Origin of the sequence: Paenibacillus sp. FSL R10-2796 (assembly GCF_037965315.1) — a bacterium.
GTDB classification, from domain to species: domain Bacteria; phylum Bacillota; class Bacilli; order Paenibacillales; family Paenibacillaceae; genus Paenibacillus_AQ; species Paenibacillus_AQ odorifer.
Genome location: NZ_CP150178.1, coordinates 466,131 through 486,436, shown reverse-complemented (window position 1 = coordinate 486,436; position 20,306 = coordinate 466,131). Strand labels below are relative to the sequence as shown.

The following is a 20,306-nucleotide window of genomic DNA, read 5'->3' as shown; positions in this document are numbered from 1 at the left end:
CTTCCCTCCATGTTAACAATCTGCTCAATGTCTGGGTGGTAACATGAGCTGAAGCCGCGCCAGCTCTCGTCGGATACGTTCAGGAATTTCCGTGAACAGTTGATTCCAAGAAACGAACAATTCCTCCCGGTCCGCATATTCCCAGCACGAATAGGACAGGGAAGGCGTGAACCGGCAGGTTTTCAGATAACGGTGGACAAGACGGTCAGTTTCTCCATCGGACGCCAGAATGCCGTGAAAAAAGTCGCCATAAATCAGACCCTCCGCACCTGCTCCATCCTGTGTACTGGATGCGAATCCCGGTAACAGCTCAAAGACTTCAGGGAACGGGGCAAGAGCATGCTTGCCGGGTTGGACATAGAGGTCCACCCGTGTCCCGCTTAGATTGCTGCCCCCGCGCAGCAGCGCTTTAAGGAATTTCCCGTGAAAGCTCGCTTCGGCATCCACCACTTCCCCGTCTCTACCGATGTAAACCCACACATGCTCCAGATCATATAAATGCTGAATATCATAATCGTAATAAATCGCGTATTCCACAACGGCCAGCACATCCGGACGGTTCACAGCTAGACGGCGCCGGAAGGAAGGAGACTCTTCCTCCTGCCGCATCACCGTTATACCGAGACGTACCGGAAAAAATGGCTCGTTCTGATCGAATAATAAGCGCGGAGCATACTTCATAGCTAACCTACGGTCTTCATCGTTCAACATCAGACCTGTCCTCTACGCGCCAACTTGGCCATAAGCAGCTGATGACTTTCATCAATTTCTTCCGGCTGGCAAGCTGCCTTCAACTCATACACCTTGACCCGCGCCCGTTCAATCATCGGCAGATAAGCATCATAGAATTTCATATTCCCGCTGTTTACATAAGGGCACCAGTGATCAGACAGACCGATAGTCTCATGAATGTGAACACCTACAATATCATCCATCAGACCTTCCATTTCCCCCACACTGTCGTACAAACCCAAACGGTCCATCATAATGGCATGCCCGGTGTCATACCATATGCCCACAGGCGCTCCTTTTAGCGCCTTAATAATCATTTTGGCTTCCGCAAGCGTCGGAATCTGCTGCGGTTTGGAACGTGTTTCGATACCAAAGCGTACGTTTATCCCCTCAGAAACTGCCCGGTTACATACTTCATCTAGGCTTTCAATAATTTTCTGCACATAGCCGGCGCTATAGGCTTCCCGCCGCTCCATCAGTTCCGCCCATTTGCTGCGATAAGCGTTAGAATCTCTACCCTCTCCGTTATAAATCTGCTCCAGCTCTTTGCTGATATCATTTGGAAAGGGTACCTCACCGGGATGCACAACAACAGCTTCTCCTCCGTAACGCTGAGCATACTTAGCCGAGCCAATCAGCAGCTCAATCGCCCGCTGCCGCTTCTCCTCATCCTCAAAACCCAGCAGCACGGAATCTGTGCCATAATCGGAGTCCTGCACATGCGGGAAGGTGTTGTGGACACTGGAGATCCCCACCTCCCCCCGCTCAAGCATCGGCTCGATCGTTTCCAGCATTTCCTTAGTCACATTATAGTTCAGCTCCACTCGCTGAAAGCCCAGATCGCGGATTTCCCGCAGCATTTCACTGCCGATGGAATGACGCTTAATATTCCAGCAAGTTGAGAACGAAAACATGCCTTTGTCCTCCATAATTATTTTCTCCTCCCTTGTTACAGCTTACGGTTCAACCTTTTACGGCACCAAGCATTACACCGCTGACAAAATATTTCTGCAGCCATGGATATACGGCAAGGATCGGTACTGTTGCAAAGATAACGGTGGCCGCTTTTAGGCTCTCTGGTGTCAGTGGGGTCCGGTTGGCACCTTCCATTTGTGTCAGTTCGGATACCATGTTGTTCTGCACCATCTGGAACAGCTTGAGCTGGAGCGGATACAAATCCGGATTATTGATATACATCAAAGAATCCTGAAAGCCGTTCCACCTTCCCACTGCGTAGAAAAGCGCCAATGTGGCCATAACCGGCATGGATAGCGGCAATATAATACTCATCAGGGTACGAAGATGGGAACTGCCATCGATTTCGGCCGATTCCTCCAGGCTGGCAGGAATGTTATTGAAAAAGGAGATCAGGATAATCAGGTTAAAGGGGCTGACCAGACCTGGCAGGATAAGCGACCAGACCGAATTAATCAAATGCAAATCACGGATCAACAAATATTCAGGAATAATACCGCCGCTGAAAAACATAGTGATAACGATCAGATACATAAAAAATTTACGGCCCTTCAATTTTCTTTTGGTCAGCGGATAAGCTGCTGCCACAGTGAAAAGCATACACAGCACCGTTGTGGCAAACGTCAGAATAACCGTAAAGACAAGAGAGCGGATCATCGCATTATTGGAAAAAACATTAATGTATGCATTCCAGTTCAATTCAATGGGGAAAATCGTTACTTCTCCAGAAGTAATTGCCCGGTTGGAACTAAGCGACACGGCAATCACATGCAAAAACGGAGCCAAGCAGAACAAAACGAACAAGGCAACAAACGTTATATTGACGATATCGAATATCCGGTTTGAGGTACGTTCACTCATAGCACTCCGCCTCCTTCTTTCTTTATCATAAAATACCGTCTCCGGTCACTTTTTTCGAAATATAGTTGGAGCCAAAAATAAACACCAGTCCCACCACGGCCTGGAACAATCCGACTACAGTAGCCAACGTATATTGTCCGGATTCTAGACCCACCCGGTACACAAAGGTACTGAGCACATCAGAATACTCACGCACAGCAGTGTTACCGATAATGTAAGGGCGGTCAAAGCCGATGCTGACCATCTTTCCCAGATTGAGGATAAGCAGCGTCACGATGGTTGGTTTTATGCTAGGAAGCGTAATGTAGCGGATTTTCTTCAGCCTTGTCGCTCCATCCACTTCAGCAGCTTCAAACAGCTCTCGGTTGACACCGGTTAACGCCGCCAGATAAAGGATAGTCCCCCAACCGGCACTTTGCCAGACGCCTGTGAATAAATAAGTGATCAGCCACGGATTTTTTTCAGTCAGAAACGGGATGGGAGTAAGGCCTAAGCTCTCCAGCACACCGTTCACCATACCGGACTGGTTGCCGAACAATTGATATACGATCCCCCCGATGATCACCCAGGAAATAAAGTGGGGGATATACAAAATTGTCTGCGATATTTTTTTGAACCACACCGAACGAATTTCGAACAGCATAATCGCCAGGATAATCGGAGCCGGAAAAGAGACAAGTAAATCCAGAAAATTCAGCATAAAGGTATTGCGCAAGGTGGTGTAGAACTCTCTCATTCCAAAAACCTCGCGGAACGCATCAAAGCCAATCCACTCGCTGCCTCCAATCCCCTGAAACAAATTGAAATCCTTAAAAGCAATCTGCACACCATACATCGGACCATAGCGGAAGATCAGGAAATAAATAATAGGCAGCGAAAGCAGCGCGTACAATTGCCAATACCGTCTAAAGTATGTCGCTTTGCTCAAGTCGTTTTCCTCCTAAGGAGAAAAACCGGGTGGAGCGCAGCACCATCTCCCCCCGGTTTTCACTATATATTTGTTTATTGAGCCGAAAGTTCCTTAAACGACTTCTCCAGTTCCTCTTTCAGCTTGGTTCCGCCCAAAGTCATGTAATCTTTCATTTCCTGCTCGTAAACCGCTTCAAACTGCTCTGGTTTGGCCATTGCCGTCTTTACAATAATTACGTTGAGCTTATCTTTGAGCGTTGTGCCATATTGCGATTCCGCTTCTATCGGCTTGCCGAAGACGAGCGGCCCCACCGTGTCAGCGTTGGCGATAGCGATAGATTGAGTCAGCATCTCCCGGTTACGTTCCGGAAAGCCCAGCGCCCATGCTTTTTCATTAGTGGCCTGATCACCGATGTTTTTGCCGTTGGAGATAATGGCCATGTCGCCAGCATTAAATAGACGATCGGCGAACTCCTGGGAAACATCTGTTTTGGCCACTGGAATACCGTCTACCAGGTCGTAGTTTTCACCTTCAACGCCATTTTGGATATCAATCAGATTATTATCCGAAGCCATCCAATCGAGATACTTAACGGCTTCCACGGCGCGTTTACTACTCTTCGGAATCATGATGTACATGCCGTTGGAGGCATACCGGGATTTAATGTGCTTGTTATCAACGTTGGCGTTGGTTAAGACGTCTACCGGCAGCACCTTGCTTCCCTCTACATTTTTGTAGAGATTATCCAGGGTACCATCGGCATAGAACAAGACATCCACATCCTCCGACCAGTAGCCTACATTGCCGTTCTGGATATCCTTGGCCAACTGTGTTTTATCCTCGTCCAGACTGAAGTCCTTACTGATCATCCCTTCATTGTAGAGCTTATTAAGAAATTGCAGGGCATCCTTAAAGCCCTCATGCAGCGGCAGCTCATAACGTTGGCTGTAGGTCAGATCGCCGCTGATCGGCTTCATGAAAGAGAAAATCAACGTCTCGAATTGGGCTGGTGCCAGTGCCATGCCCATCGGGATGTTTTTGCTGCCGAGATTGCCCGGATCCTTTTCTTTAAACGCTTTCAAAGTAGTGTACAGCTCATCGGTCGTCGTTGGCACAGGCAGTCCTAATTTATCTAACCAATCCTGACGGATGTAGGAGCTATAACGGCCTGTGATCGCCCGTTTACCAGGGATCGCATACTGCTGACCTTCAAGCTGGCCGAACGCCAGCGTATCCTCGCCAATAAACTTTTTCAGATTCGGGCCATATTCATCGAGAATTTCTCCGACATCAGTCAAGCCACCTTGCTGGGCATACCGATAAAACACACTGGAATCATACGTAAATACGATATCGGGCACATCCGTATTGCTCGCCATCAAAACATTCAGCTTGGTAACTTCCTCAGAACGCTGGATAGGTACAAATTCTACATCAATGTTATTCGGATCTCCGAACTTTTCCTGCACTAGTTTAGTTAAGTAGTTATTGGTAATGGTATGAGGGGCTGGGCTGTTGCCGCGGTCAAACACTTCCACCTTTAATGTAACGCGCTTGGCACTTTCGCCGGCTGGGGCACCCTCGGATGCTGTGTTGTTTTTAGAATCATTGGAACAGCCTGCTAGCAGAGAAACGCCCATTATTGCGGTTAATCCGATCCCGATTGCTTTCTTCAGAACTCCTTGATGTACGTTCACTGTCATTTTTCCATCCCCTTCGCCCTTGCAGGCTTTAATGGTGTATTTATGATCCCCTAGCCTTAACTCTATCCATCCCCAGCGGAATCCATATCACGTGATGCTTTTTACTGCCGTGCTACTGGGTCGCTTGTTGTTCTGGATGCCCACAGTATTTCATGAATTTCGGCAGTCTGACAATAAACCTCTTTCGGATGCTCATATCCCAGCAAAATCGGACTTCCGGTTTATCCATACAACCATTTTCGTAGAATAAACCGCTTTCAAAAGTGTGAAAATAAAGACCGCATCGGTGTTCGCGCCCTCATCATAGAGGTTGGCGTGCACAGATGCGGTTATAAAAACTATTGTTCACGTGCTATTGGATTAATAAAGTCGGCAGCTATAGTCTGGAGGTCCCGCGCCCGCGCTTTAAAGAACGGTAGTCACCCGGCGTGATTCCTAATACTCGTTTGAATACCCTGCCGAATGTAATTGCATTCGCATACCCCACCTGAAGTGCGATATCCTGCAGCGAACATTCCGTTTCCACTAAAAGCTTTTCGGCTTCCTTCATGCGTAGCTCTGTAAGAAAATCAACAAATTTCATTTTAAATTCTGTTTTAAATAGATAGCTGGCATATTTGCCGGATACCTGAAACCGGTCGCTCAAATGCTTTAGGGAAAGATCGGGATTTGTAAAATTCTCTTCAATATAATTCTTCATCTCGGTTACCATCGCCCGGTAGCTTTTAGTTTCACTGACAGAAACATAAGTGCGGAATAAATCAGTCAAATACTCAAACAAAATCTCCTTCATTTCATCTATGGATTCTGCCTCTTCCAGCCGCTTCAGCTGCTTCTCCGCATTTTCTGCTGACAGCTCATCCTGCAGCTGCTCAGACATGACAGCCACTTCCCGGCTCAGCATCTGTAGCATGGCCTGAATTAGAGAGCGAATATCATCATCTTGTAAATAATCCTGTTTAAAACCATCAAAAACACCTTCCAGCAGTTCCCGCCATTGGCCGCTCGACATCCGGAACTGCTTAACAAACTCGGCAATCATTTGTAGATACTTGAATGTCTCAAGAAGCGGCTGGCGCGTTTCTCCAAATTCCGTTAAAGCAATGTCTTCGTGCATTAAAAGCTTGTGCTGCATCACATTCTCCGCTGCCGCATAGGAATCCCGGATCTCCCCTGGCCCAGCCGCCACTGGCCCGATAGCGAAGCTTAAGGAGAGGCGCAAGTTCTGCTCCACCCAGGTGTGGCAGTCCTCAGCGAATACACGGATTTTCTCTGCCATCTCTTCATCACTTCCTGTGGTCAGGAAGAGAATTGCCGCCCGGTCAGTCCCTATCCACTCCGCCCAAGCTTGCAATTCCGCACTCCGCGCCAATTCTTGAAAGACATTCATCAGGGCAAATTTAAGCGTGTTCTGATCTCCCCTTGTATACCGATCTTGAAAAACCTTGTCGTAGCGGTTGATTTCGCTTAGCACAACCATAAAGCGGGTTGTGGAATGAGCTCCGGAGAGCGGCGACAGCTCTTCCATCCGCTGGACGACATTGTCCAACCGCTCACTTTGCAAGAGATCGTTGAAAAGCTTGCTGCGCTGTAACAGCAAATTCTCTCTGCTTTTCTTATCATAATCCGTCATATGGTTGATTAGATCTTCCAGCACCCCGTCAATGAGCATCATTTCGTCCGGTCTGTCGCTGGATTGGTCCAGCTTGCGAATTTGATGACCTTCAATCCGGTTCATAATCACCTGAATTGGCTTATAGTTCCGCCGCGTAACATAGATCAGGTAAAAAATCGCGCACACAACCGTACCTAAGGCAATAGCTACCCAAAGGTAAGAAATCACTGACACCCAGCTGAATAGACTGCCCGTTTTGATCCCGCTGGTAAACGTCCAGCCAAGCCTTTCCATATATAAAGTGTTCAACTGCTTCCCATTCTTGGCACCTTCACTGTCCGAATGCGCCTGATAGACCACCTGTCCATCTGCACCAAATATGGTCAGAAAGGACAACTGTTCATTGACCATACCGTCAACGATCTGTTCCATTCCGCTCATTTTGAGATTAATTACGAGCACTCCCTCCGAGCCGAAGGGCAGCGGCATACCTTTATTTATGGTAAGCACACGTATAGACGTACGCTGAAATTCATCTTTGTATTCCCTAACAGGCTGCCAGCCTTCCGATAAAGAGCCGGAGGTGATGCGGCCAATCCAATCCTCGTCTACAAATCCTGAAAGGTCCTTTAATCCAGTTTCTGTTAAAACGCTTTCATTTCTCTTGTCATAAAGATAGATGGACTGAATATAGGGCGATTCACGCGTCAGGTTGCGTAGATTCTGGGCAACAGCGTAGACGGTCGCCATATCAATCTGGCCATGATTGTTAAAATAACGTTTATAAGCATCGCTGCGTTCAGCAGCCTCCAGCACTGACAGTTCAGCTTCCTTGATCGTTCGGTCCACATTATCCATAAGATAACTGGCGGTGATACGGTCCGCTTTTTTAGTTTCCATTCGTGAAATATCATTAATAAATACAAAAGAGGCAAAAATCAGTATCGTCACAGTAAGCAAAAAAATAGGAAAGTAGGACAGCAGCAATCGGCGATACCAGGAACGGAACAATAGATAACCCCCTCTGTACAACCGTTAGGATACCCGGCCACGGTTCAGCCGTTAATGCACGAGTAGTTCATAGATATTTGGCTGCACCATCATGGAAATGGAAACTCTTCCGCCTAATTTGCTGCCATTATAACACATACAACATGAACCCGACCAACGAAGCCATTCGTATTTTACACCTGCTCATTAAAAAGGCGAGGTGCGCACAGCCATAGCCGTGAACCCCCGCATATAAATCTGTCCGAGCAGCCGCCAAGCACCTAGTGGTAGTCCTCCTCGGCCTATAAACCACTCAGATCTCTGATATAACGGCGCGCCTTGATCGCATATTCCAGCGGATCGGCAAGTGCCGGATCCTGCTCCGCTTCCACTACAAACCATCCCGTATAAGAGTAACTTGCCAATTCGCTGAAAATCTCCGCAAAGGATATACATCCATCGCCAGGTACGGTGAATGCGCCCGCTTTTACAGCCTGGAGAAAACTGAGCTGATCCCGCAGCACACGCTGAACAACCTCCGGACGTATATCCTTTAAATGGACATGTTTAATCCGAGGTAAGTGGATGCGCAACACCTCTAAGGGATTCTCACCGGCAAAAGCTAGATGACCGGTATCGAACAGCAGAGACACCTCTTCCGGTTCCGTGAGCTCCATTAACTTAGCAATTTCGGCCCCAGTCTGCACCCCTGTCCCCATATGATGATGGTATACAAGCGCCATACCTTTTTCAGCAGCCAGCCGGCCAAGCCCACCCAGTCCATCGGCAAGTGCGGCCCACTCCGCTTCTGTGAATACAGGTTTATTAGCAAATAGCGGCGTATCCATTTGTCCCTGAATACTCCGCCCTTGCTCTGAGACGACAATCACCTTCGCACCCATCTCATATAAAAAATCACGATGCGCGCAAAAAGCCTCCACTGTCTCCTCATATGGCCGCACAGTTAGATATGCGCTGAACCAAGCGCTGGCAATCTCAAGTCCACGAAGCTCCAGTGCCCGGTGCAGCCGTTCCGGAGAGCGTGGATACTTGTTGCCCACCTCGCTTCCCTGAAACCCGGCAAGCGCCATTTCGCTAATGCACTGTTCAAAGGTATTGTCTTTTCCCAGTTCAGGCATATCATCATTAGTCCAAGCGATAGGAGCAATCGCCAGCTTGACCGCATGTTCTTTGAACATCATCGATTCTACCCCTTCCGTTTCACAGTATTACTAATACTAATAACTGCGGGCCTTTCCAAGCTGTTCAAGCTTCTGCTCGTGGGCAGCCCGAACGGCTTCACTGCCGGATACTTCTGGAACACCAACATTCCACCATGCTCCGTAACCATGTGTCATTGTCTTGGGCAGCACCTTAATGTCAATTAGGGTGGAACGATCCTGCAGCTGAGCCTCCCTCAAAGCGTCACGCAGCTGCTCAACCGTTGACGCACGAAAGGTCTTCACTCCATATCCCGCGGCACTTGCTGCATAATCTATGCCTATCAGTTCGCCGCTCAGCTGACCTTCCGGGCCCCGGTAGCGGAATTCAGTCGCCATGCTATCCAGTCCTTGCTCCATCTGCAGGTTGTTGATGCAGCCGAACCCCATGTTATCCAGCAGAATGACGTTGATCTTCTTGTTCTCCTGAAGGCTCGTCACTAGTTCCGAATGCAGCATTTGATAGCTGCCATCGCCCACCAATGCATATACCTCCCGGTCCGGCTCCGCCAATTTCACACCGAGTGCACCGGAGATTTCATACCCCATACACGAAAAGCCATATTCCATATGGTAAGTATCCGGCACAGTGGAATTCCACATCCGCTGCATGTCGCCCGGTAAGCTGCCTGCGGCTCCTATCACAATGGCGTCTTTCGGAAGATATTCATTGAGGATCCCTAGTACCTGTGTTTGCGCCAGCGAAGTGTTCAACTTCGCCGCATATTCAGATAGCTTCTCATCAAGATGTCCGGCAACTTCCGGCACGAAGGAAACTGAAGAACGATCTGGACGATCTGCCTCCTGATTCACCGTATACTCCACGTCAGATAGACGCTTTCTTTCCACTTCCCATGCCTTTTTTGCCACTACAATTTCATCTGTATAAGCGGTGCGGTAACCGCGCTTCTCCAACGTAGCAGACAGCGCCCTAAGACCTTCGGCAGCATCACAGACCACAGCCAGCGCATCCAGCTTGGAGGCATGGTAAAGGGAAGCGTTAATTGTCAGGAACTCCACCTCGGGATGGGCGAACAAACTCTTCGAACCTGTCGTGAAGTCCGTAAACCGGGTACCCACACCGATCACCAGATCCGCTTCTGTGGCCAGCGCATTGGCACAGCCATTCCCGGTAACTCCTATGCCACCGAGATTGTAGGCACAGTCGCTTGCCACGGCGCTTTTTCCAGCTTGCGTCTCACCGAATGGGATGGCGAATTTCTCCGCAAACGCACGTAATTCCATTCCTGCATCCGCATACCGGACTCCACCCCCACAGACCAGCAGAGGTCGCTGTTTGCTGGCAATAAGATCAGCTGCCGCAGCAAGCTCATCCGGATGCGGAGTACGGGAAACGATCCGGTGGATGCGCTTGCGGAAGAACTCAAGTGGATAGTCCCAGGCCTCCCCTTGCACATCCTGCGGCAGCGCAATCGTAACTGCCCCGGTATCTGCCTGATCAGTCAGCACACGCATCGCGTTCAGCAATGCCGTCATCAGCTGCTCTGGCCGATAAATCCGGTCCCAATATTTGCTCACCGCTTTGAAGGCATCGTTGACCGTTATCGACAGATTGTAGGTATGCTCCATTTGCTGAAGTACCGGATCCGGTTGACGGGTGGCAAAGGTATCGCCGGGGAGCAGCAGCACGGGAATCTGATTCGCCGTCGCAGTGGCAGCGGCTGTCAGCATATTAGCTGAACCCGGTCCTACCGAAGCGGTGCAGGCCATGATTCGCCGTCTGCGGCTCTGCTTGGCAAAGGCAGTCGCCGCATGCACCATTCCTTGCTCATTCCTCCCCTGATAGACCGTCATCTCACCCGGCGCTTCCTGAAGTGCCTGCCCCAGTCCAAGTACATTGCCATGGCCGAAAACGGTGAATATACCGTGTACAAAACGCTCGGGTCCATTGCCAAAGTCCACATATTGCTGGTTCAGAAATTTCACCAGCGCCTGCGCCGTCGTTAATCTAATCGTATCCACGTGAAACCTCCCTTTCGCCGTTTTTGTTACTGCCAGCGGGCAGTGACGACTTTTTTGCGTGTATAAAATTCAACCCCGTCGCTTCCATTCGCATGCAGATCGCCATAGAAGGAATCCTTCCAGCCGGAGAAAGGGAAAAAGGCCATCGGGGCTGGCACTCCGACATTGACACCCAACATGCCTGACTCGATATTTTCCCGGAAATAGCGCACTTTCCCGCCGTCATTCGTAAAAATACAAGCCCCGTTGGCAAAACGAGAGGTATTGGCAATTTCAATCGCCTCTTCTACATCCTTGACACGGATCACTGCCAGGACAGGCGCGAAAATTTCCTCCTGCCAGATTTTCATTTCCCGGGTCACTCCATCAAACAACGTTGGGCCGATAAAATAACCCTGTCCCTGCACCGCAGCATCCGCCCGGCCGTCTCTTAGCAACTTAGCGCCCTCGGCCATGCCTTGTTCAATATAAGCGACCGTTTTGTCTTTATGACTTTGGCGGATAACCGGCCCAAGAAACGTGTCGTCGTCCAAACCATCGCCGATGGTCATCTGCTCACATTCACGCAGGAGGATGGAGATCAGCTCATCAGCAACCTCTTCCTGCACCGTTACCACGGAGCAAGCCATACAGCGCTCTCCCGCAGAGCCGAAGGCTGCGTTGACAATCTGTGTTGCTGAAGCCTCAAGGTTCGCGTCTGCCAACACAATAGAATGATTTTTCGCCCCTGCCAGCGCCTGAACCCGCTTCAAACACGCCGTTCCCTTCTTGTAGACATATTCGGCCACCGGCTGTGAGCCAACGAAGGAAATCGCCTTCACATCAGGATGCTCCAGCAGGCCGTTTACCACCTCATGTGCACCGTTAACCAGATTGAGCACACCTTTCGGAAGCCCGGCTTCCTCTAACAATTCGACCAAACGTGCTGCCAGCAGCGGTGTGCGTTCGGAGGGCTTCAGCACAAAGGTATTCCCACAGGCGATGGCCAACGGGAACATCCAGCAAGGCACCATCATCGGAAAATTAAACGGTGTAATCCCGCCGACTACACCGATGGGATAGCGATACATCCCAGACTCGATGCCTGTCGCGATGTCGGGCAACTGCCGGCCCATCATCAGCGTCGGCGCACCTGCCGCAAATTCCACACACTCAATGCCGCGCTGCACCTCTCCGTAGGCCTCTTTGAAGCTTTTTCCATTCTCCAGCGTGATCGTCTTCGCCAGTTCATCCCAATGGTCCACCAGCAGCTGCTGATATTTGAACAAGATCCGCGCTCTGCGCGGCACCGGTGTCTTGGACCAGCCTGCAAAAGCCGCCTTTGCCGCCGCCACCGCCCGATCAACATCGACTCTGCTGGACAGCGGAACCCTTGCCATCTCCTCTCCAGACGCTGGATTGTATACCGTTTCTGAGTGCTCCGTAGCCGCCTCTACCCACTGCCCGTCAATATAGTTGTTCAGCACTTGCACGGTTTGCTGTGCCATTCTACTCACTCCTTCATCTCTATTAATGCGATCCCGCGAATCTAATCTAATCTAATCTTGCATAGCTATTCGATCTGGGGTTGTTTGAGTTGTGTCCTCTCCAACCTCTGCCTACTTACTCTGCACCTGAAGTGATTTCCTCGTTAGACAATAAAAACGCTTCCAATTCGTCCAAGGTTGGCATGGCATCCGAACAGCTGTGGCGGGAGATGACAATGGATGCCGACGCGCTGCCGCGGCGCATGGCCTCACCGACGCTTTCTCCCCGCATTAGACTGTGAATGAAGGCTGAGGCGTAAGAATCTCCGGCTCCAAATGTCTTCAATACTTTAGCGGGAAAAATACCGCTCCGATGCTTCTGCCCATCCGCCGTGTAGGAGATTGAACCACTCCCGCCATGCTTGATAACGACCAGCTTTGCTTGGTGCGAGAACCAGCGGTTAACTGTTGCTTCGTCATCTGCATCTGTCACATTGTACAGGCTCTCCATCATATTAAATTCCTCACGGGTACCGATGATACAATCGCATTTCTCAGCTGCCAGATTATAATAGACCGCTGTTTCTGCGGCTGACTTCCAAGTATAGGGGCGATAATCCAGATCAAAAAATACAGTGACATTGTGCTTGCGGGCGAACTCCAAAGCGACAAACACAGCCTCACGGGACGGACTTTGTGCCAGTGCAGTACCTGAGATCAGCAGTGCCTTGGACTTCCGAATATACTCTTCCGAGATCTCCTCCGTACTCAGCAGCAAATCAGCCACATGATCCCGGTACATCAGAATGCCGCACTCCTGAGGACTCTTTATTTCAGTAAAAGCAAGCCCAGTCACTGCACCGGTCTGGTCAACACTCACCTGGCTATCGTCAATGCCATTCCTTTGCAGATAAGTTCGGATAAAACGGCCCATCTGATCATCGGATATCTTACCGATAAAGCCAGTGCGCATCCCTAGCCGTGCTGCTCCAATTACGATATTGGCGGGAGAGCCGCCGACATATTTGGTAAAGGTCAGTGTCTCTTCCATTGGTCTTCCGGTTTCATTAGCGTTCAAGTCAATACAGAGCCGACCGACAGCGATTAAATCCAGCGGTCGTGCAGGATCGAACTGTAAACCGTTCATTATGAGGCCTCCTTGAGAAAACTTCAGTAAAATGGATTAATGAGATACAACAATCATCGGGGAATGGGTTAAGCGCTTAACCTAATTTCCATTAGTATAGTTTAGAAATTGGAGTTTGGCAATCCTGAACTTATGTACCAGAAAAAAACAAAGAAAAGACCTGTACCTCGCCGCTAAGCGAGGTACAGGTCTTCAGATAGGAGTCGGCGTTCTTACTCCGTTTGTAGAGTTTGTGTCTTCCTAATTCGGTGCCGGTCCGGTGGAATGGCGGACTATCAGTTCCGGCATCAGCATGATCTTGCGCTTAGGACTATCGGGATTGTCGATAGATTGGTTCAGCAGAATCATCGCCTGTTCCGTCATCTCACGCAGAGGCTGAGCAATGCTGGTCAAGGTGGGATGGCAAATTTCAGCCAGCATTGTATTGTCAAAACCCACTACGGACAGATCACGGGGAATTGACAAGCCTGCGCTGCGCGCCTCCTTCAATATCCCAATCGCGAGCAGATCATTGCAGGCGAATATGGCGGTCGGCCGGTCTTCCTGCGCCTGAGCCAGCATCGCGGCAGCCGCTTTGCGGCCGTTCTCCAGTGTGGCTGAGGTATGCGTGAGATTAGCCGGATTGTCAAAGCCAACACCCGCTGCCTTGAGCGCATCCATAAAGCCTTCCACGCGCAGCTTACTCCCCGGTAAATTGTCAGAGATAATGCCGAGCCTGCGATGGCCCAAGGACAACAGATATTCTGTCGCCTGATAGCCTCCCTTATAGTCATCCACCGTGACGCTGTTGCTCTCCATCCTCCGGATATCAGCCGAAAATAACACAAGCGGTACGTGATCAGCCAGCAGGCGGCGGACCATATCCGGATTCCCTGTATGAGAAGCAATGATTATACCGTCCACCCGTTTACGCAGGAGCAGTGAGATATACCGGGCCGCCTTCTCATCATCCCGGTCAGTACTGCATACAATCAAGTCGCTTCCCTGCTCCTGAGCATAATCCTCAATACCTCGGGCCGCCTCAGCAAAAAAAGGGTTGGAAATATCGGGAATCATCAGCCCGATCGTTCCCGTTCGGCGACTCGTCAGCGCAGAGGCCACCAGACTCGGCTGGTAATTCAGCTCCTCCATGATCCGATGAACCTTCTCCCGTGTCTTATCGCTAATTCTCCCATTCTTGTTCAACACCTTGGACACCGTAGCGATGGAGACTCCCGCTTCCCGTGCCACATCATATATCGTAGGTTTCATCGTTAGTGAGCCCGCCTTTACGTTCGTACAATCCTATACCTAGATTATAAGGAACTCTTCTGACAGTGTCTATTCAGCGGTGCAAGAGACTCTGTTACTGTGGCGAGCATTTGGTCAATACATCGACACAAAGAAGGAGCCTCCGCCTTGCGGAAGCCCCCTTTTCGTGCGTGCTGCTACACTATTTCTTCTTATCCTTCTGGTGTTGCTGCATCTCGAACAGCCATTCATGTTCCGGATCATTATGAAAAACCCATGTGCGGACCGGACCTGCCATCACATTGAGATAATAAGAATCATAACCCGGCGGTGCCGATACAGGATGATAGCCCTCCGGAACCAATACAATACTGCGGTCAGACACGGCCATCGTCTCATCAAGGCTGCGATCGTCATTATACACCCGCTGCACTACAAAACCATGAGCCGGGTTAACCCGGTGGTAGTATGTCTCTTCCAGGTAAGACTCAGCAGGTAGATTGTCACAGTCATGCTTGTGCGGAGGATAGCTGGACCAATTGCCGCCACCCGTACGTACTTCCACGACCAGCAGGCTCTCGGCTTCACTCTGCTCAGGCAAAATGTTGACCACTCGCCGTGACATACTGCCAGAACCGCGTGCTTCGGCCACAGTATCGCACGGAGCGATCAAACGCGGCGCATATTTACCCGTTCCTGGTGCAAGGCAAACCGCAAGTTCCAGCTCCGTCAAGGCCGTAACTTCATAATGCCCTCCCGCCGGAATATACACCGCATACGGCGGCAAATCCTCAAATACAGACATACGTTCACCGATCCCGGCGAACAACTGGGCGCCTGCTCTCACATCCGCCTTGCCCGCCAGCAGCACCAGACAGATTTCATTCCCTTCCGCGCTGCGGCTCAGCGTATCCCCAACCTGCAGCTGGTACACTTCAAAACCTACATACTCCCATCCAGCGCTCTCCTTGCTAACTGCCGCTACAAGTCCATCTTTGCCGGGTGCTCCGGCTTTTATGATTAGATTGGACATCTTCACAGACCTCCCCCATCTTCCTTCAGCATCTGCATCCGCTTACAAAGCTTGTGTCGCCGATATTCCCTCTCCGGCACAAGAAGACAACTTGACCGGAAGCCCGGTAAGATAGGATTCCTTAGCGGCTTCGGCAATCCGTTCCGCCTGTCGCCCGTCAAGCCCGCTGCAAATGATAGGCTCCTGCAGGCGGATTGCCCGGGCAAATGCGGCAACCTCTTCCACGAAAGCCTGGTTATACCGCTCGAGAAAGAAATGAAGCGGTTGATCGCGTGTGACCGAAGCAGCGGTTGAAACTTCTACAGTTGTTGGACGGCAGTTATCGGCGGTGGCTGAGCCGCAGGAACCGAACACCTCCACGCGTTGATCATAACCATATACAGCCTTACGGCTGTTATCAATGACGCAGATTGCGCCACTGGCAAAGGTCAGCGTGATGACAGCTGTATCCACATCATCGCAGCGCCCAAACATCGGATCAACGAGATTGGCACCTCGGGTATAAACTTCTGTTACTTCCTCACCCATCAGATAACGGGCCATATCAAAATCGTGAATCGTCATATCCATAAACATCCCGCCGGAAGACCGCACATAAGCCTCACCCGGAGGCTGCGGATCACGTGATGTGATCTTCACAATATGTGGACTGCCTAGCTCTCCTGATTGAACCAGTTGCTTAAGTTTGCGGAAGCTAGGGTCCATTCGCCGGTTGAAGCCGACCTGTAGCAATACACCCTCATCCTCCACTATCTTCAGTGCCTGGTGGGTAAACTCTGACGACAGGCTGATCGGCTTTTCACAGAAAATATGTTTTCCAGCCCGGGCCGCTAGCTCAATCCAAGAGGCGTGGGTATCCGTAGGTGTGCAGATAAACACAGCCTCAATCTCAGGGTCATTCAGAATGTCTTGCCCATTCACAAATGCAGAGCCAAGATTCCGGCTCTCTGCCCAGACCAGCAATTCCTCACTTACCACAGCCTCCGCAATGGATTTCAACTTAAACGACGGCATCACACGCAGATTATCTGCATGAAGCCGGCCAATTCTGCCTGCCCCAATAATGCCAACTACGATCGGATTTACCATGTTTGCTTATCCTCCTTCAAGGTAAGCGCTTAACCATCCCGAAAATAGTATACTCCAAGCACAAGTGAAGTTACAAGCAAATATTTCTCCAGCTTTTTTAACTCTCTCCTTAGCTATCTACTCCTCCTCAACAGTAATGTAACGCTTCACCTAGTGCGACTAAAACCATGGCCTGCCCGTAGGCCATAGGGGCAATAATGATTTCCTTATAATCTTCTTTTGCAGCACCAATCGGAGTGCCGCCGGATACACCAAGCACCGTGCCTTCATCGTCAATTCTGTCCAGCACCGCCCGGATCGCTTTCAGGGCATGATCTGCATACGATTCCGGCAACAACCCCCTGCGTACGCTACGCAAAATACCCGCTGCGATAGCTGCTGAGCCTGACGTTTCAGTATAACTGTTAGAGTCGTCCAGCAGCGTATGCCATAATCCGTCTCCGCTCTGGCAGGCTAATAAAGCTGTTGCCTGTGCGTTCAGGATCTGTTGAAGATATTCAAACACTCCACTGTCCAGATACGGCCCCATCAACTCCAGGTATTCAGGCAGGCCGAGTGTAAACCAGCTATTGCCCCGGCACCAGAAGGCTTCGCTGAAATTATGCCGGCCGCCAAAATGCCAGCCATGAAAAAACAGCCCCGTCTTTTTATCATACAGGTATTTGATATGCAGCAGCAGTTGGTAAAGCGACGCTTGCCGCCATGCGGAATTATCGTATTTGACACCCATTTTTGCCGTGAACAAAATAGCCATAAATAACGTATCAATCCAGATTTCATTATCATTGAGCGTAACTTCATCCTTGCTCGCTCCTGTTGTAACATGCTGATAACCAGACTCCTCCGTCCGCGGCAGGCCATGCATCAACCACTGTACCCATTCCAGGCTTAATTCCTCCGCTTCCTTCAGTTCCATTAATGACAGCAACGGTGCTGTTGTATTGATATTCCGGCTCGGCAGTCCCTTGCCCAATTGCTTGCTCATCCAAAGCTTGGCATATTCTTGATAACGCTCATCCTTGAAATGCTGCTCAAGCTTTTGAAGTCCGTAAAGCCCCACTCCCTGCGGCCAATCCCATTCCTCCATGCCAAAATCACGGGCAAAATACCCCCTTCGTCCCGCATCCTCCCCTAAATTTTGCAGTTCGGCTTCGTTTTCCGGCCGCTCCAGCTTCAGCAGCTTATCCGTCACGCGGTTCAGCTTTTCAATGATCTCAACTTTACTAATCCGGCTGTTGTTCATCTGTTTTGCGCCCCTTCGCCTGCCATTTTGGGTCTTCCCTCATGTTGGGTAGTTCCATTCACCCGTAATATATCAAACCATTCCATACAAAAACTACTTTATATTTGCTGTAATAACCCTCATATATTGCAAATCTTGCTTTTCTGAACCTATAATAAGTGCATATTACAGAATAAGGCGGTGAGAGCATTTGCTTGAAAGCGACTTACTGTACGAACAAGGGTATAGCGTACGTATCAACACGCCCGTAGATCCCCTTTTTTATTATTTTGATTATGACCAGCGTTCTCACGATATCAATATGGAGTTTCAGCATTTTCATGATTTTTACGAGATTCATATCTTGATGGATTCCCGAGCCACTCATATTATCGATGGGAATGTCTGCGCCCTCCAGCAGTATGACATCGTGCTCCTGCGTCCTTATCGGTTGCATAAGACACAATATCCGGAAGGGCCGCCGTTTAAGCGGCTGATCATAAACTTCGCCATGCCCAAGGATATACCCGGTTTAGATAACGCTTACAAAAGTATGTTTCTCTCATTTTGGGAAGAAATACCGATCTACCGTTTGCCAAAAGAGTTGCGCAAAGCCGTGTTTGATCCTCTTAACGCTATCTTCACCTTGTCACACAGCACTTCACCGTTAAATCCAGTACTGATTCACAGCCTTTTCCAACAGTTCCTCTGTGCTTTATACCAGCGTAGAGACCAGAACAGCTATGTCCCAGAGGAGATTGGAAATGCCATTATGCAAAAAATCTACTCGATCACCGCATACATCCATAGCCATTACAGCAGCGAGTTGTCCCTTGATTTCCTCGCTAAAGAGTTCTTTATCAGCTCCTATTACTTATCACACCAATTTAAGTTAATTACCGGCTCCACGCTGACAGAATATATTCAGATGACCCGGGTCCGTAATGCCCAGCAATTGCTGATCTACACCCGCCTGAAGATTTCCGAGATCGCCGGGCAATGCGGATTCAACAGCTTCTCCCAGTTCAACCGCATATTCAATAAACTTAGCGGGATGTCCCCATCCGAGTTCCGCAAGAACCAGGTCATATCCAACACTGCTTCAACCACATTTTCCTATTGATGTACTTGCTTACCTAGTTACAAAAAATCCGCTGTGCGTCCGACAAATCTATCTACCCTCTAAGTAACTATATTGAGCAGTAACAGAGGCAATGTTTAGACGCAAAAGAGAGACGAAGGGATAGCAAAAGTGATGGTGCAGGCACACACATGTTGGTATAGATGCAGGTACTGGTGCTGGTGCTGGTGCTGGTGCTGGTGCTGGTGCTGGTGCTGGTGCTGGTGCTGGTGCTGGTGCTGGTGCTGGTGCTGGTGCTGGTGCTGGTGCTGGTGCTGGTGCTGGTGCTGGTGCTGGTGCTGGTGCTGGTGCTGGTGCTGGTGCTGGTGCTGGTGCTGGTGCTGGTGCTGGTGCTGGTGCTGGTGCTGGTGCTGGTGCTGGTGCTGGTGCTGGTGCTGGTGCTGGTGCTGGTGCTGGTGCTGGTGCTGGTGCTGGTGCTGGTGCTGGTGCTGGTGCTGGTGCTGGTGCTGGTGCTGGTGCTGGTGCTGGTGCTGGTGCTGGTGCTGGTGCTGGTGCTGGTGCTGGTGCTGGTGCTGGTGCTGGTGCTGGTGCTGGTGCTGGTGCTGGTGCTGGTGCTGGTGCTGGTGCTGGTGCTGGTGCTGGTGCTGGTGCTGGTGCTGGTGCTGGTGCTGGTGCTGGTGCTGGTGCTGGGGCTGGTACTGATGCTGGTGCTGGTGCTGGGGCTGGTGCTGGGGCTGGGGCTGGGGCTGGGGCTGGGGCTGGTGCTGGGGCTGGGGCTGGGGCTGGGGCTGGTGCTGGGGCTGGGGCTGGTGCTGGGGCTGGGGCTGGGGCTGGGGTAGTCACGTTTAACTGTATTTCATACAACTATTTTTTCACGCATCACGCCACCATTAGATATAGCTGTATTTGGTGCAACTATTTCCTTGGTTTTTTCGCCTCTAAGCAACATCTCGAGATTTTAGTTGTACAGAATACAACTAAAATCCGAAGATTCACTATTTCATACGGAATAGTTGCACAGAATGCAGTTACTTCTCAGATCCCAGCAA

16 protein-coding genes are annotated in these 20,306 nt (G+C 50.2%); 2 read left to right on the top strand and 14 right to left on the bottom strand.

Annotation, left to right across the window (positions count from 1 at the left end; all coding sequences use genetic code 11):
* Positions 1–24: 24 nt before the first annotated feature.
* From NST58_RS02335 to NST58_RS02270, 14 genes are all read right to left on the bottom strand, one after another.
* Positions 25–711 carry a hypothetical protein gene (locus NST58_RS02335; RefSeq protein ID WP_339246037.1) on the bottom strand — a complete coding sequence of 229 codons (687 nt, stop codon included), beginning with the start codon at positions 709–711 and terminating at the stop codon, positions 25–27.
* Positions 711–1,661, bottom strand: a complete 951-nt coding sequence (locus tag NST58_RS02330; RefSeq protein ID WP_076275977.1) for a TIM barrel protein — start codon at positions 1,659–1,661, stop codon at positions 711–713. Before NST58_RS02330 ends, NST58_RS02335 begins: the two co-directional genes overlap by 1 nt.
* A gap of 34 nt (positions 1,662–1,695) precedes the next feature.
* Positions 1,696–2,568 carry a carbohydrate ABC transporter permease gene (locus tag NST58_RS02325; RefSeq protein WP_038568356.1) on the bottom strand — a complete coding sequence of 291 codons (873 nt, stop codon included), beginning with the start codon at positions 2,566–2,568 and terminating at the stop codon, positions 1,696–1,698.
* 25 nt (positions 2,569–2,593) lie between these two features.
* The gene (locus NST58_RS02320; protein ID WP_038568353.1) at positions 2,594–3,496 is read right to left on the bottom strand and encodes an ABC transporter permease subunit; all 903 of its coding nucleotides are present in this window, start codon (positions 3,494–3,496) and stop codon (positions 2,594–2,596) included.
* A 74-nt stretch (positions 3,497–3,570) separates the two neighbouring features.
* Entirely contained in the window at positions 3,571–5,181 is a 1,611-nt protein-coding gene (locus NST58_RS02315; RefSeq protein ID WP_076124659.1) for an extracellular solute-binding protein, read from the bottom strand.
* A gap of 376 nt (positions 5,182–5,557) precedes the next feature.
* Positions 5,558–7,807, bottom strand: coding sequence for a helix-turn-helix domain-containing protein (locus NST58_RS02310; RefSeq protein ID WP_339246033.1), 2,250 nt, complete (start codon positions 7,805–7,807; stop codon positions 5,558–5,560).
* Between the two features lie 281 nt (positions 7,808–8,088).
* Complete coding sequence (gene iolE, locus NST58_RS02305) at positions 8,089–8,985, bottom strand: myo-inosose-2 dehydratase (RefSeq protein ID WP_076185696.1); 897 nt, start codon at positions 8,983–8,985, stop codon at positions 8,089–8,091.
* A 39-nt stretch (positions 8,986–9,024) separates the two neighbouring features.
* The gene (gene iolD, locus NST58_RS02300) at positions 9,025–10,989 is read right to left on the bottom strand and encodes a 3D-(3,5/4)-trihydroxycyclohexane-1,2-dione acylhydrolase (decyclizing) (protein ID WP_339246031.1); all 1,965 of its coding nucleotides are present in this window, start codon (positions 10,987–10,989) and stop codon (positions 9,025–9,027) included.
* 26 nt (positions 10,990–11,015) lie between these two features.
* Positions 11,016–12,476, bottom strand: coding sequence for a CoA-acylating methylmalonate-semialdehyde dehydrogenase (locus tag NST58_RS02295; RefSeq protein ID WP_339246029.1), 1,461 nt, complete (start codon positions 12,474–12,476; stop codon positions 11,016–11,018).
* 115 nt (positions 12,477–12,591) lie between these two features.
* Positions 12,592–13,602, bottom strand: coding sequence for a 5-dehydro-2-deoxygluconokinase (gene iolC / locus NST58_RS02290; RefSeq protein WP_076275974.1), 1,011 nt, complete (start codon positions 13,600–13,602; stop codon positions 12,592–12,594).
* 240 nt (positions 13,603–13,842) lie between these two features.
* Positions 13,843–14,853, bottom strand: a complete 1,011-nt coding sequence (locus NST58_RS02285) for a LacI family DNA-binding transcriptional regulator (RefSeq protein WP_076219002.1) — start codon at positions 14,851–14,853, stop codon at positions 13,843–13,845.
* Positions 14,854–15,034: 181 nt separating this feature from the next.
* A complete protein-coding gene (gene iolB / locus NST58_RS02280; protein WP_076219003.1) occupies positions 15,035–15,865 on the bottom strand; it encodes a 5-deoxy-glucuronate isomerase in 831 nt (276 codons plus the stop codon).
* Positions 15,866–15,907: 42 nt separating this feature from the next.
* Positions 15,908–16,954 carry an inositol 2-dehydrogenase gene (gene iolG / locus NST58_RS02275; protein WP_339246024.1) on the bottom strand — a complete coding sequence of 349 codons (1,047 nt, stop codon included), beginning with the start codon at positions 16,952–16,954 and terminating at the stop codon, positions 15,908–15,910.
* A 127-nt stretch (positions 16,955–17,081) separates the two neighbouring features.
* Positions 17,082–18,197, bottom strand: a complete 1,116-nt coding sequence (locus NST58_RS02270; RefSeq protein ID WP_076275971.1) for a glycoside hydrolase family 88 protein — start codon at positions 18,195–18,197, stop codon at positions 17,082–17,084.
* Positions 18,198–18,387: 190 nt separating this feature from the next.
* Between NST58_RS02270 and NST58_RS02265 the strand changes: the two genes are divergently transcribed.
* Together NST58_RS02265 and NST58_RS02260 are read left to right on the top strand one after the other, a co-directional pair.
* Positions 18,388–19,299: an AraC family transcriptional regulator gene (locus tag NST58_RS02265; protein ID WP_076275970.1), complete on the top strand. Its 912-nt coding sequence runs from the start codon at positions 18,388–18,390 to the stop codon at positions 19,297–19,299.
* 161 nt (positions 19,300–19,460) lie between these two features.
* A complete protein-coding gene (locus tag NST58_RS02260; RefSeq protein ID WP_339246020.1) occupies positions 19,461–20,096 on the top strand; it encodes a hypothetical protein in 636 nt (211 codons plus the stop codon).
* Positions 20,097–20,306: the final 210 nt, after the last annotated feature.

What these genes read in the sequence shown, in the direction of transcription:
- NST58_RS02335 (WP_339246037.1), bottom strand. Translation starts at nt 711, where the DNA reads ATGTTGAACGATGAAGACCGTAGGTTAGCTATGAAGTATGCTCCGCGC.
- NST58_RS02330 (WP_076275977.1), bottom strand. Translation starts at nt 1,661, where the DNA reads ATGGAGGACAAAGGCATGTTTTCGTTCTCAACTTGCTGGAATATTAAG.
- NST58_RS02325 (WP_038568356.1), bottom strand. Translation starts at nt 2,568, where the DNA reads ATGAGTGAACGTACCTCAAACCGGATATTCGATATCGTCAATATAACG.
- NST58_RS02315 (WP_076124659.1), bottom strand. Translation starts at nt 5,181, where the DNA reads ATGACAGTGAACGTACATCAAGGAGTTCTGAAGAAAGCAATCGGGATC.
- iolE (WP_076185696.1), bottom strand. Translation starts at nt 8,985, where the DNA reads ATGTTCAAAGAACATGCGGTCAAGCTGGCGATTGCTCCTATCGCTTGG.
- NST58_RS02295 (WP_339246029.1), bottom strand. Translation starts at nt 12,476, where the DNA reads ATGGCACAGCAAACCGTGCAAGTGCTGAACAACTATATTGACGGGCAG.
- iolC (WP_076275974.1), bottom strand. Translation starts at nt 13,602, where the DNA reads ATGAACGGTTTACAGTTCGATCCTGCACGACCGCTGGATTTAATCGCT.
- NST58_RS02285 (WP_076219002.1), bottom strand. Translation starts at nt 14,853, where the DNA reads ATGAAACCTACGATATATGATGTGGCACGGGAAGCGGGAGTCTCCATC.
- iolB (WP_076219003.1), bottom strand. Translation starts at nt 15,865, where the DNA reads ATGTCCAATCTAATCATAAAAGCCGGAGCACCCGGCAAAGATGGACTT.
- iolG (WP_339246024.1), bottom strand. Translation starts at nt 16,954, where the DNA reads ATGGTAAATCCGATCGTAGTTGGCATTATTGGGGCAGGCAGAATTGGC.
- NST58_RS02270 (WP_076275971.1), bottom strand. Translation starts at nt 18,197, where the DNA reads ATGAACAACAGCCGGATTAGTAAAGTTGAGATCATTGAAAAGCTGAAC.
- NST58_RS02260 (WP_339246020.1), top strand. Translation starts at nt 19,461, where the DNA reads ATGCAGGTACTGGTGCTGGTGCTGGTGCTGGTGCTGGTGCTGGTGCTG.